Here is an 11,399-nt window from a genome sequence, read left to right on the forward strand (position 1 = left end):
GGCTTGACCGTGGCGGATTAGCCGGGCGGGATCAAGCACACAACGGAATGCTACGGCAATGTGCAAAGACTTTTGCCGCAACGGAAACAGTCGAATTTCATGAGAACGATTACGACCATGTGCCGTTCCGGTTCTGATGCTCTGGCGGAAAGGGCTTGTGCGGCGGGCAACTATCCCCTTCTGTCCCGACCGTGTTGATGTAACAAACGACGGTGACGAGGGGTTTACAGGGCGGAAATGGACTCGGGTAGAGGCAGGCACGATCAGAAGGGGCAGGCGGAGGTGTCGCGGCCCCTGTCCTTGGTCAACGTTCCAACCGAAGCGGCTCTTCTGTCCGACATCGAGACCTTGCTGGCTCGCGGAGAGGGATTTTCTGTCGCCACGATCAACCTCGATCATGTAGTCAAGTTGCGCCGCTCCCCGGCGTTCCAGGCGGCCTATCTTGCGCAGACCCATGTGGTGGCGGACGGCAATCCGATCGTGTGGCTGTCGCATCTGGCCGGACGGCGCGAGGTGGCGCTGGTCCCGGGGTCGGAACTGATCGCGCCGGTCGCGGCGATGGCGGCAAGGCTTGGGGTGCCCCTGGCCTTTCTGGGGTCCACCGAACCCGTGCTGCGCGCTGCGGCCGACAGGCTGGTGGCCGATCATCCAGGGCTGAAGGTCGTGGCCTGCCTGGCGCCACCCTACGGTTTCGACCCGGAAAGCTCGGCGGCGGATGATCTCATCGACCGCGTGGCGGCATCCGGGGCGCGGATCTGCCTTCTGGCTCTGGGCGCTCCGAAGCAGGAGATGCTGGCGGCCCGTGGCCTGGCGCGGCAGCCGGGGCTTGGCTTCCTGTCGATCGGCGCCGGGCTTGACTTTATCGCCGGCCACCAGACGCGGGCGCCGGTCTGGGTGCGCAGGATCGCGATGGAATGGCTGTGGCGGATGCTGTCGAACCCGCGCAGGCTGGCGCGGCGCTATCTGGACTGCGCGCTGGTGCTGCCATCGCTGACCATCGCGGCCCTGCGGGCACGCGGAGAGGGACAGGGGCAATGACCCGCGCGCAGCCAGAAGGCCCGACCGTCCTGACCGTGCTGTTGAACTGGCGCACGGCCGACATGACCCTGCGGGCCGCCGACAGCGCCGAAAGGGCGATGCAGGGCATCGCGGGCGGCATCGTGGTGGTGGACAACGATTCCGGCGACGGCTCGTTCGAGAAGATGAGCGCGGCTCTGAAGGATCGCCCCCGGTTCCGCGTGGTGCAATCGGGCCGCAACGGCGGCTTCGGCGCGGGCAACAATGTCGGCATCCGGCTGGGCCTGCCGGGCGGGGAGCGGCCGGATTTTGTCTATATCCTGAACTCGGACGCCTTCCCGGCCCCGGACGCGATCCGGCGGCTGCTGGATTACCTGGAAGCCCATCCGAAGGTCGGCATCGCCGGCAGCTACATCCACGGGCCGGACGGCGAAGCGCATGTAACTTGTTTCCGGTTCCCCTCGGTCGCCTCGGAATTCGAGGGCGCGGCGCGGACCGGGCCGATCTCGCGGCTGTTGCGCCACAGGTCGGTGGCCATTGGCGTGCCCGAGGTGACGGGGCCGGTCGATTGGCTGGCCGGCGCCAGCATGATGCTGCGCGAAGCGGTGATCCGCGAGGTCGGGATCTTCGACGAGACCTTCTTCCTGTATTTCGAGGAAACCGACCTCTGCCGCCGCGCGGCCGAGGCCGGCTGGCCGACGCATTTCGTCAGGGAAAGCCGGGTGGAACATATCGGATCGGTCTCGACCGGGATGAAGGGCTGGAAGCGGGTGCCGGGCTACTGGTTCGACAGCCGCTGGCACTATTTTCGCAAATCGGGGGGCACGGCGCGGGCGGTGGCGGCGACGGCTGCCCATGTTGCGGGCGGATTGATCCTGCGGATGCGGCGGGTGGTGCAGCCGTCGATCCCGCCCGGACCGCCGCATTTCCTGCGCGATCTTGTCGGCCATGCCTTCCGTCGGCTGGTCGGGAAACAGGGTGTTGACGCGAAGTAGCTTGGTTCTGCGTGGGAAGTGCCGCACTATGCCTTGGGACTTCCTTTGCAAAGGACGCCAATGAACGCGCCCTCGCACGAACCCCGTTGCCCAAGCTGCGGCACGCGGGCGTCTGATCTGGCACTCTGGCTGGACATCCCCTTGGACGTCAAGACCGCCCGGCCGATCAACTCGGGGCGGCTGGTCTGGTGTCCGGCCTGCGACCTGGGACTGATGCGCCGGGCGCTGACGCCTGAGGAGTTGCGCGAAAGCTACGACATCTCGGCCTATTACACCCACGGCCAGTCGCATTTCCCGGAAGTGCGCGCCAGCCTGGCCGAGCGGGTGCTGGTCAAGTTGGCCTGGCTGACCGACCGCGGGCGCATGATGGATGCGGATCGGCTGCTGACCCTGCAACCGCAGCCTGGCCGGGTGCTGGACATCGGCTGCGGCGGTGGCGACTTTGTCGCCGGGCTGGCCGCGCCGGGGCGGGCGCTGTTCGGTGTGGAGCCCGACCCCCAGGCGCGCGAGGTGGCTGCGGGAAGGGGCGTGGTGGTCTAAGCGGGCACCGCCGAAGCCATTCCACCGGCCCTTGCAGGACAGACATTCGATCTGGTGCTGATGACCCATGTGCTGGAACATTGCGCCGATCCGGCGCTGGCCTTGCGCAACGTGCGCGCTCTGCTGGCGCCTGGCGGCGGGTTCTACTGCGAGGTGCCGAACTGCGCGGCGCTGCATTTCCAGACCTATGCCGAGATTTCCGAGATGCTGGACGTGCCGCGCCATGTGCATTTCTTCACCGGCCGGTCCTTGCGCCGGTTGATGGAGCAGGCCGGTTTCGCAATTGTGGAAGAAGTGCACCACGGTCATACCCGGCATTTCACGCCGGGCTGGCGGGCCTGGGAGAACCTCGCCCATCGGCGGCTGCAAGAACGCGGCGGTGCGCGCCACACCCCGCGCCGCAGTCTGGCCCGCGACCTGGCACTTCTCGCCCGTTCGGCCTTTGCCGCGCCGGATCGGAAATACGACTGCGTGGGCCTGTTCGTCCGGGCGTCGGTCAGGGCCGGAACTGAAAGTCCCGGCTGAGCGCGAGGAACAGGCGCGGCGATTCGGCGCGCCCGCCTTCATGCCGCACAGTGTAGCCGACACCACCCGACAGGCCCCAGTCCCGGGTCAGCTGGTGCCTGAAGCCCGCATCCAGGTCCACCTGCTCGATGCGTTCCGAGGGCGAGTCCCTCAACGCGTAGGACGCGTCGAAAAGAAGCGTCGTCGTCTCGTTCAGGTTCCGGGTCAGGTTCAGGCTGAAGATCGAATCTGCAACCCTTTCGTCATCATCGGCGTCATAGCCGACGCGCCGTTCCAGGCTGACGCCCAGGCTGCCGTCCGGCAGGGCACGGGTCCATTCCAGCGCGCCGATCACATCGGTCCCGGTCTCGTCCCCGTGGGTCACGCCCAGCCGGACGGCCAGCGTGTCGCGTCCGGTTTCCAGGGCGCGGCCGATCTCGAAGGTCTGGCGCTGGCCTTCATCCGCATCGGTGGTCACGCTGAGCAGGGCATAGGCCGTGCCGACGGGCATGTCATAGGACAGCCGGACGCTGGCATCGGGGCCACGTTCGCGCGCGATAACGCCGCCGTCTTCGGTTTCGGTCTCGGTATAGCCGAGTTCGACCGACAGGTCGGCCCGTTCGCTGATCGCATAATCAAGGCCGGCAAAGACGGTGGTCGCATCGGTGGTGGTGGTGCCGAGGTCCTCTTCCTCGCGGTGGCGATAGCGCAGGCCGATGCGGCCGGTTGCGATTTCCGAAAAGCGCAGGATCGCCGCGACGTCACCGCGCCATTCCTCACTGTCCACCAGGTCGGGATCCGTGGTGTCCTGGTAGTCGGTCCGGTCATAGGCGAGCCCGAAGGCCAGACCCACACCGGAGGTTCGGCCCGTTTCCAGCCGCGCCGAAAGCGACAGGTCGCTGCGCGTCCCGTCCGCACCGATGTCGCCCAGGTCGTCGCCGAAGGAATCCGCGTCATCCGAACGGAACTCGGCCGCAAGGGCCAGCGCCGCCGAGGGCACTTCGCGACTGTAGGCAAAGGTCAGGGCCGACCGGCCGAAATCGAACTCGCTGCCCTCATCCCCGGTCCGAGCGACAAGCCCGCCGGTCACGCCGAAGGTCAGCCGGTCCAGCGGAGTTTCGCTGACAAGGCCAAAGGACAGCAGCGTGACATTGGCGACCTCTGTCCCTTCGCCTGGGACCGAGAGGCCGGCATTGCGGCTGATCTCAAGCCGGTTCTCGATACCGAAGGTCAGAAGGACGCCGCCTTCCTGGGCGCTGGCCGCGCCGGTCAGGCAGGCCGCGCCCACGGCGCATAGCCCCGCGACGATATGGCCAGCGCGGCGCATGCGGGCTTACTCGAACAGCTTGCGCTGCGGGATCACGATGACGTCGCCGTTCACCAGCCGGGTGCTGCCGCCGGATGCGCCGTTCTCGATCGCGTCAAGGTCAAGGCGATAGACCCGCTCCACCCCCGACTTGTCGACGCGACGCAGCTGGATGCGCTTCTTCGCGGCAAAGGGCGACGCGCCGCCGGCCTGCGCCAGGGCTTGCAGGAAGGTGGCGCCGGGCGCGACTTCGACCTTGCCGGGGCTGTTGGCGGCCCCCAGCACATAGACCGCGATGGTGCGCGGAGCCGAGGGCGCCGGGCGTTCGGCCAGCGCGCTGAGCGTGACATAGACGGTCGGCGTGGTGGCAAAGCCGGGGGACAGGCGCTGGGCGATGTCGGCCTGAACCTGGGCAAGGCTGCGGCCTGACACACGAACCGTTCCCGCAACAGGCAGGGTGATCTGCCCATCTGGCAGCACGATGGCGCTGCGGTTCAGCGTCGCGTCCTCGAGGACCTCGATCTGCAACACGTCTCCGGGACGGATGCGGTAATCCTGGGCCGTGGCCATCAGCGCCACGACGGGCAAAAGGAACAGGGCGGCGACAATTCGGCGAAGGATCGGCATCACAAGACTCTCCATGGCGCCCCAAAAGGACGGGCGCTGACACTGACACCCAAGGTTATTGACCCGCGCGCGGATCGGAAAGGGGAAATGTGCCCGAACTCTGCGCCGCCCGCCCCGAGCTGGGCTTCGGCGCCTCTATTGCGGGCCGAGGTGGCCGATATGCCACATCATGCGGAAAGACCGGACAAGCCAAGGTTGCGCACCACCGAATCGGTCGTCTCCTGCATCAGCCGCGCCACGTCGGAGTCCGGCGCCACCGCCACGCTGCCGTCGGCCCGCAACAGCGCATGGGGCAGACCAAGCGGGCTTTGCTGATAAAGCGCGGTGTAGTGGACCAGGGCGACCAGATAGTTGCCCAGATCGTTCAGGTGGATCACGTCCAGCGTTCCGTCCTCGGCCCGGGAGAACAGGTCGGTGCGGTCCCGGACATTGCCAAGCCCGCCCCGCGCCTCGACCGCGCGGACGAAGGCGGCCAGCACCTGCCCGGCGGGGATCAGGTGGATGCGGCTGCCCGCCGGCAGCCGCTCCAGCGCCGGGCCAAGGACGCGCGACAACCAGTAGCGGTCGTGGTCGCGGTCAAGCCGTTCCAGCCAGCCCTCGGGATCGTCCAGCTGGTGCCAGGTCTCGTAGAGGTAAAGCCGCACGTCGGGCCGCGCCTTCAGCGCCTCTCCGGCCCAGCGGGCCAGATAGACCGGGCTGTCATAATAGCGGATCGAGGCACGGATCTCGACCATCTCGGTCAGGACGATGGCATCGTAGTCGCCGCTGCGCACGGCCTCCAGCGCGGGGCGAAAGCGGGGATGGGCATTCTCGGCCTCGAAGCCGTTGATCGGGGCGTGGCCCCAATGGGCCTGCAAGGTGGTGCCCCAGCCAAGCTGACTGTCATAGCGATGCCCGCCGGGGGCCATCTGTGCCAGCATCGCGGGCATGTCGCGGTTCACCAGGCTGTGGCCCAGGTGAAAGACGGCCAGCGGCGCGGCGGGTTTCGGCACCGAAGACCTGGTCAGCCGGGTCCGTACCGAAGCCGCCGAGGGCGCGCGGGTCAGGTGCCAGTAAAGCCCGCCCGCGCCGATTGCCGACAGGAGGCTGGCCAGGATCGCCTTGCGTCGCGTCATCATCGTCACCGTGTCACCCCTGCCAGGACCAGACCTTCGACCAGGGCCAGGCGACCCCGCACCACGTCACCGGCGCGGAAGGCTCCGGCATCCTGCTGAAACTGGGCGTCGAAGCCGGCCTCGGCAAGGGTCACATGCGCGGCATCAAAGCCGAACATCGCCCGCGCACCCTGCGCCTGCGCCTTGAAAAGCGCCTCCTTTGCGGCAAAGAGCCGCCGGAGCCACAGCCCTGTCTCGCCCGCCGGAAGGGCCGCGCGCTCGGCCGCCGAGGCGATCTCGGGCCAGAGGTCGGGGGGCAGCGGCTGGTCCTCTTCCACATCGACGCCAAGCGGGGCGCCGCGCCGGACGACAGCCACGGCAAGACCCGCAGCATGCGAGATCGACCCCGCGATGCCTTCTGGCCACAGCGGCGCGCGGTCGGGCAGCACGGGCAGCGCGCGCGGGGCGACGCCAAGCGCCGACAGCGCCTGCCGCGCGGCCTGCCTTCCGGCGGCGAATTCCATCACCCGGCGCGGTACAGCCGCGCCGAGGGTTTTACGCTCTTCGGGCCAGAGTGCAGCCGGCTCGGCGGCGGCAAGATTGCAGAGCGCGACCGACACTTCGGCCGGGAACAGCGCAGCCAGCGCCTGGCCGATCCGGCCGAGCCGCACGGCGGCGGTCATCCCAGCGCCTTCTCCCGCGCCTCGCGCATGGCCCGGCGGCGGGCCATCGCGTCCATCCGGCTGTCGGCGGCCTCGGTCGCGCCGGCCTGCGGTGCCGCGGCGGCCGGGGCCGGGATCGCGGCCGCGGCCGGCGCAGCCTGCGGCACCAGCCGCGCGATATGGTCTGCCAGTGCCGAGACGACCGGGAAGCGGAAGATGTCGGTGATCGCGATCCGGTCGGAACTCAGCGCCACCTTCAGCTCGCGATGCGCCTGCACCGCCAAGAGCGAATGGCCGCCGAGGGTGAAGAAGTTGTCCGACCGACCCACCTGCGGCACGCCGAGCACACGGGCAAAGACGGCCGCAATGGCCGCCTCCAGATTGCCGCCTGTTCCGGCTGCGGGTCGCGCCGCTGCCTCCGGGGCCTCGGCTTGGGCCGGGGCAGCGGGAACAACCTGGGCCGGGATGACCGAGGCGAAGGGCGCCGGCAGTGCCTTGCGGTCCACCTTGCCGTTCGGGGTCAACGGGAAGGCGTCAAGCCGCAGGATATGGGCTGGAATCATGACATCGGGCAGATGCGCGGACAGACCGGCCTTCAGCGCCGCGGCGTCGATCTCGCCGGAGGCGGTGACATAGGCCACCAGCCGCAGGTCGCCCGGCTGGTCCTCGCGCGCGATGACCACGGCCTGGCGGATGCCGGGCGCGGCCTCAAGCGCGGTCTCGATCTCGCCCAGCTCGATCCGGTGGCCCCGGATCTTGACCTGGAAATCGGCCCGCCCGAGGTAGTCGAGCTTGCCATCGGGTCGCTTGCGCACCAGATCGCCGGTCCGGTACATCCGTCCCCCGCCCGCGAAGGGGTCGGGGCGGAAGCGGTCGGCGGTCAGGTCGGGGCGCCGGAAATAGCCCTGCGCGACGCCCTCGCCGCCGATCCATAGCTCTCCCTCCTGGCCATCGGCCACCGGGGCCTGGGCCTCGTCCAGCACATAAAGCGCGGTGTTCGCAATGGGTTGGCCGATGTTGACCACGCCGTCCGCGCCTGTCGTCGCCTCGACCGAGGACCAGATCGTCGTCTCGGTCGGGCCATACATGTTCAGAACCGGCGCCCCGATCAGACCCGAAAGGTCCGCCGCCAGACGACCGGTCAGCGCCTCGCCGCCGACCAGCATCCGCTGCAACCGCTTCAGCGCGGCACGGGCGCCGTCGTCCTCGGCCAGCATCCGCGCCATCGAGGGCGTGCATTGCAGATGGGTCACGCCATGGCGGAGGATCAGGCCGGCCAAGGAGTCATCCGCGCCGGCCCCGGCATTGGTGATGCGCAGCACCTCGGCCACATGTTTCAGCCCTTCCAGAACCACGGGCGTTGCGATGCCGTAGTCGATCAGGCAGGCCACCTCGTCGATGTCGATGGCCTTCAGCTCCTCCACCCGCTTCACCGCGTCCTCGACCGTGCCGAACAGGCCGGAGTCCTCGAAATAGCGCTGGAAGGCGAAATCGAGGATCGCCTCCAGTTCATCGGGCGCAAGCGAGCCCAGGTCGATGTCCATCGGATTGGCCACACCCTGCGGCTTCTTGAAGGCCGGGAAGGCCCATGCGTACTGCTTGATGAGGGCAGCAGCCGAGCGCAGGTAGCTTTTCATCGGCTCGCGCGCCACCTCGCGCGCCGTCTCGCGGTCGGCGGCAAGGAAGGTGTGCAGCATCAGCGTGACCTTGAACCTTGACGGGTCATGCCCGGCCTCGGCCAGCGCGGCGCGGTAAAGCCTGACCTTGTCGGCCACTTCCGGGATCGACTGGCCAAGAAGATGGGTCAGCACATGGGCACCCGCCTTGCCGGCCTCGCGCCAGGTGTCCGGGTTCCCGGCGGTGGTGACCCAGGCCTCGACTTCCGGCGACACCGGGCGCGGCTGGGTCCGGACGGCAAAGGGCGTGCCGTCCTTGCGCGGAAACTCCACCGCCTCGCCGCGCCACAGCCGGCGGACCTGGTCCAGCGCGTCGAACAGTGCCTGACGGTTCGCGGGGGGCGTGTTTTCCGGCCGCAGGACAAAGTCGTCGGGCTGCCAACCCGAGGCAAAGGCCAGGCCCGCGCGGCCATTGGTCAGGTTGTCGATGACCGCCCATTCCTCGGCGATGCGGGCGGGGTGATGCAGGGGCGCGACGATGGACCCGGCGCGGACGCCGATGTTTCTGGTGATCGCCGCCGCCGCCGCCCCGGTCACCGAAGGGTTCGGATAGGGGCCGCCGAAGGCGTGGAAATGGCGTTCCGGGGTCCAGACCGCGACAAATCCGTTCTGGTCGGCAAACTTCGCGCCTTCGAGCAGAAGCTCGTATTTCGAGGGGCCTGGCAGGTCGTCGTTGCCCCAGTAATAGATGCTGAACTCCATCTTCCGGGGGCTGATCCCGCTGCCGCCCGCCGCCCCGCCCGAGGGCCGGACCCGCGCGCTGTCGTCGGCCAGGACCACGGTGAAGCCGCGGCTCAGGGTCCAGAACAGTTCCAGCACCGAGATGTCGAAGGACAGCGAGGTGACGGCCAGCCAGCATCCGGGATCGGTGCCCAGCACGTCATCCATGCCCGCGAAGAAGTTCATCACGTTGCGATGGCCGACGACGACACCCTTCGGGCGGCCGGTCGAGCCGGAGGTGTAGATCACATAGGCCGGGTCGTCGGCGGTCGGGCCGTCGGCGGGCGTGGTCGTGGGCGCAGAGGAAAGGCGAGGATCGCTGTCCAGGATCAGAAGCGTCGGGCCCTGCGGCAAGGTGTCGGCCACGGCGCTTTCGGTGACGATGACCGGACAGCCCGAATCCTCGGCATAAAGCGCCAGGCGGTCGGCCGGGTAGGCCGGGTCCATCGGGACATAGGCCGCGCCGGCAAGCTGGATGCCAAGGGCGCCGGCCACCATGTCGGGCGTCCGGCGGCAGGCAAGGCCGACAAGCGCGCCGCGCGCGACGCCCATCGTTCGCAGGGTGTTCGCGATCCGGCCCGCCCGGTCGGCAAGCTGCGCATAGCTGAGCCGCGCCTCACCCGCGATGACGGCGGTCGCATCGGGTGTCCGCGCGGCCTGCGCAAGGATCGCACCGGGCAGCGTGGCCTGCCGGTCATAGTCGCGTCTGGTCGCGTCCAGCGCCCCGGCATAAACGTCGGTTTCCGCGGCGGACAGATGGCTCAGCCCGGAAAGATCGGCCCCGGGCGTGCCGGCCATCGCTGCGACGAGGCGGGCGATGCGTTCGGCGATGCGGGCGGCTTCGGCGGCAGGCAGGCGGGCCGCGTCGTGCCAGAGGGTCGGGGTTGTGCCGGTGGTGATCGTCACCGTGCTGCCGGAAAGCGGTCCGCTCCCCCCGCCAATCGCGAGGCCCGAGGGCAGAAGCGCGCTCAGGCCCGGCTCGCGCAGGGCAAGGTCGGCGGCCAGGCCGCCAGCGGCGCGGGCGGCATCCAGCGCCCGGCTGGCGCGGGCTTCGGCCTCGGCCACGGGGCCGGTGGCGTCAAGCCGAACCGGGACCCATGGCAGAAGATAGCCCGGTGCGGGGTCGGCGCCGGATGCAAAGGCAATGTCGCCTCCGGTCCGGCCAAGCGCACGAAGCGTCGCAAGGGCAAGGCGCGCGGGTGTAACGCCCGGCAGATCCAGCTGGATCTGCCGCCAGTCCTGCACTGCGGTCGTCGCGCCCGGCAGCACCGGATCGGGGTGCAGCAGCAGGCCACGCAGCCGCGCCTCGGCTTCGGCCGCAGGCGCAAGGGCTGCGTCCAGACCTGCGGCCAGCGCGGCATCGGGCGAGGGCAGGTTGGCTTCGGCCCGGGCGGTGTCGACGGGCAGGCCCTTCAGGCAGGTCAGACGGGACAGGCGCACCGCACCCGAGCCACAGGCCACCGTCAGGCTGTCGGGATCGCGCGCAAGCACCGTGCCCGGGCTGGCCTGGCCCGGAACGACCTCGGCCAGCCCCACGGCCCAGACCTGACCCGCCGCCTCGATCTTCGGGACGGCCAGCGGGTTGCGATATCCGCCATGATCCAGCGCGCGCACATGGCGGGCGACCGTCTCGGCGGGTTGCGTGAAGTCCAGCCGGCCGGCCGCCGCGGGCCGATCCGCCCGCATCCAGACCTTGCGCGCCCCCGCCGCCTGAGGCTGGCGCGGCTGTCCCCCCGCCTCCAGCGCCGCCATCACCTCGGGGAAACTGTCCAGCGCTGCCCCGAAGCAGCGCGCATTCAGGGTGAAGGCGGTATCGTCCGGCTCGATGTCGAAGGCGCGGCTGGCCAGGATATCGCCTTCGTCGATGCCGTCGGTCATCAGATGCCAGGTGACGGCGTGGCTAGTCTCGCCGTTCCGCAGCGCCCAGACCGGCGCGTTGAGACCGGCGTAGCCGGGCAGCGGTCCGTCGTGGAAATTGACCCCGCCCTGCCGCGCCAGCCCCAGAACCGTGGCGGGGACGAGCGAGAGGTTGGCAACCGACAACAACCAGTCGAAGGTCAGACCCGCCGTCCGCTCGGCCAGCCCGGCGCCGGGGGCGATGATCCGCAGCCCCGCGTCGGCGGCCCAGCTGGCCACCCTGGCCTCGCGCGTGACCACTGCCGCAAGCCGGTGCCCCCGCTCCAGCCAGCGCTTGCCGCATTCCACCGTCAGACTTTCATTGCCGATCAGAAGGGCGGTCAGGGTCATGTCAGTCTCCG

Annotated in this window: 7 protein-coding genes and 1 pseudogene; 3 read left to right on the top strand and 5 right to left on the bottom strand. The window is 69.3% G+C overall.

The window, feature by feature from the left end; translation table 11 throughout:
- Window positions 1-237 precede the first annotated feature (237 nt).
- The 3 genes and pseudogenes from G8O29_RS09935 to G8O29_RS09950 all read left to right on the top strand — a co-directional run bounded on the left by G8O29_RS09935 (window position 238) and on the right by G8O29_RS09950 (window position 3,077).
- Window positions 238-1,038 carry a WecB/TagA/CpsF family glycosyltransferase gene (locus G8O29_RS09935; protein WP_166403082.1) on the top strand — a complete coding sequence of 267 codons (801 nt, stop codon included), beginning with the start codon at window positions 238-240 and terminating at the stop codon, window positions 1,036-1,038.
- A complete protein-coding gene (locus G8O29_RS09940; RefSeq protein WP_166403083.1) occupies window positions 1,035-2,012 on the top strand; it encodes a glycosyltransferase family 2 protein in 978 nt (325 codons plus the stop codon). Before G8O29_RS09935 ends, G8O29_RS09940 begins: the two co-directional genes overlap by 4 nt.
- Before the next feature lie 366 nt (window positions 2,013-2,378).
- Window positions 2,379-3,077, top strand: a pseudogene (locus G8O29_RS09950) (class I SAM-dependent methyltransferase).
- Here the strand turns inward: G8O29_RS09950 and G8O29_RS09955 are convergent.
- From G8O29_RS09955 to G8O29_RS09975, 5 genes are all read right to left on the bottom strand, one after another.
- Complete coding sequence (locus G8O29_RS09955) at window positions 3,049-4,383, bottom strand: hypothetical protein (protein ID WP_166403086.1); 1,335 nt, start codon at window positions 4,381-4,383, stop codon at window positions 3,049-3,051. The pseudogene G8O29_RS09950 and the gene G8O29_RS09955 sit on opposite strands and share 29 nt — an antisense overlap.
- 6 nt (window positions 4,384-4,389) lie before the next feature.
- Entirely contained in the window at window positions 4,390-4,989 is a 600-nt protein-coding gene (locus G8O29_RS09960) for a polysaccharide biosynthesis/export family protein (RefSeq protein ID WP_166403087.1), read from the bottom strand.
- A 167-nt stretch (window positions 4,990-5,156) separates the two neighbouring features.
- The gene (locus G8O29_RS09965) at window positions 5,157-6,104 is read right to left on the bottom strand and encodes a hypothetical protein (RefSeq protein WP_166403088.1); all 948 of its coding nucleotides are present in this window, start codon (window positions 6,102-6,104) and stop codon (window positions 5,157-5,159) included.
- A 5-nt stretch (window positions 6,105-6,109) separates the two neighbouring features.
- On the bottom strand, window positions 6,110-6,766 hold the full coding sequence (locus G8O29_RS09970) for a 4'-phosphopantetheinyl transferase family protein (protein WP_166403089.1): 657 nt from the start codon (window positions 6,764-6,766) through the stop codon (window positions 6,110-6,112).
- A complete protein-coding gene (locus tag G8O29_RS09975) occupies window positions 6,763-11,388 on the bottom strand; it encodes a MupA/Atu3671 family FMN-dependent luciferase-like monooxygenase (RefSeq protein WP_166403090.1) in 4,626 nt (1,541 codons plus the stop codon). The genes G8O29_RS09970 and G8O29_RS09975 overlap by 4 nt, the downstream gene beginning before the upstream one ends.
- Window positions 11,389-11,399: the final 11 nt, after the last annotated feature.

The sequence above is a fragment of the Rhodobacter calidifons genome, from assembly GCF_011174775.1.
GTDB lineage: Bacteria > Pseudomonadota > Alphaproteobacteria > Rhodobacterales > Rhodobacteraceae > Tabrizicola > Tabrizicola calidifons.

Excerpts from the sequence above, each read along its gene's own strand:
- G8O29_RS09960 (WP_166403087.1), bottom strand. The coding sequence starts at position 4,989 with ATGCCGATCCTTCGCCGAATTGTCGCCGCCCTGTTCCTTTTGCCCGTC.
- G8O29_RS09940 (WP_166403083.1), top strand. The coding sequence starts at position 1,035 with ATGACCCGCGCGCAGCCAGAAGGCCCGACCGTCCTGACCGTGCTGTTG.
- G8O29_RS09970 (WP_166403089.1), bottom strand. The coding sequence starts at position 6,766 with ATGACCGCCGCCGTGCGGCTCGGCCGGATCGGCCAGGCGCTGGCTGCG.
- G8O29_RS09965 (WP_166403088.1), bottom strand. The coding sequence starts at position 6,104 with ATGACGCGACGCAAGGCGATCCTGGCCAGCCTCCTGTCGGCAATCGGC.
- G8O29_RS09975 (WP_166403090.1), bottom strand. The coding sequence starts at position 11,388 with ATGACCCTGACCGCCCTTCTGATCGGCAATGAAAGTCTGACGGTGGAA.
- G8O29_RS09935 (WP_166403082.1), top strand. The coding sequence starts at position 238 with ATGGACTCGGGTAGAGGCAGGCACGATCAGAAGGGGCAGGCGGAGGTG.
- G8O29_RS09955 (WP_166403086.1), bottom strand. The coding sequence starts at position 4,383 with ATGCGCCGCGCTGGCCATATCGTCGCGGGGCTATGCGCCGTGGGCGCG.